At 80.0% G+C, this 905-nt stretch carries 1 protein-coding gene; it reads left to right on the top strand.

Annotation, left to right across the window (positions count from 1 at the left end):
* A partial coding sequence (locus G6556_RS18955; RefSeq protein WP_166944728.1) for a glycosyltransferase family 2 protein occupies window positions 1-905 on the top strand: 905 nt, incomplete at both ends.

Below are 905 nucleotides of genomic sequence, written 5' to 3'. Positions count from 1 at the left end.
TTCGGACCCCGCAGGCACCGAACCGGGCCGGAGCCACCAAACCGGGTGCCGGCACCGGCGCCGCGGGCGACCCCGAGGTCGTCGTCGTCGCGTACGGGGCCGCGGAGCTGCTCGCCAGGGCGCTGGCGCCCGTCGCCGGCACGCTGCCGGTCACCGTCGTCGACAACTCCGGCGACCCCGAGGTCCGCCGCGTCGCCGAGGACGCCGGCGCGCGCTACCTGGACCCCGGCGCGAACCTCGGGTTCGCCGGCGCCGTGAACCTCGGAGTCCGCAGCGTGCGCCCCGGCGCCGACGTGCTGCTGCTCAACCCCGACGCCCGGGTCGACGTGGCCGGCGTGCGCGCGCTGCACCGCGCCCTGCGTGCCGCGCCCGACGTGGCCGCCGTCGGCCCCGCGCAGGTGGACGAGGACGGCGCGCCCGCGCGGGTGCGCTGGCCGTTCCCGACCCCGGCCGCGGCCTGGCGCCAGGCCGCGGGGCTCGGCGTGCCCGAGACCCCGGACGGCTTCGTTATCGGCTCCGTGCTGCTGCTGCGGGCGGAGGCGCTGGCCGCCGTCGGCGGGTTCGACGAGCGGTTCTTCCTGTACTCCGAGGAGACCGACTGGCAGCGCCGCGCGCACGACGCCGGCTGGCGCTCGGCCGTGGTCGAGGACGTGCTCGCCGGGCACGTCGGCGCGGGCACCAGCACCGACCCCACCCGGCGCGAGACGCACTTCCACGCGTCCCAGGAGCGGTACTTCCGGACCCACCACGGCGCGGCCGGCTGGGCGTCGGCCCGCGCCGCCGTGCTGCTCGGCGCGGTGCCGCGCGCGGTGCTCCCCGGCGACCGCGGCGCCGCCGCCCGGCTGCGGCTGCGGCTCTACCTGCGCGGCCCCCTGCGGGCCGAGGCGGCGCTCGGCGACCCGCGC

This window comes from Cellulomonas sp. IC4_254, assembly GCF_011603975.1.
Taxonomy (GTDB): Bacteria; Actinomycetota; Actinomycetes; order Actinomycetales; family Cellulomonadaceae; genus Cellulomonas.
This window is presented reverse-complemented; position numbering and strand designations above follow the sequence as displayed.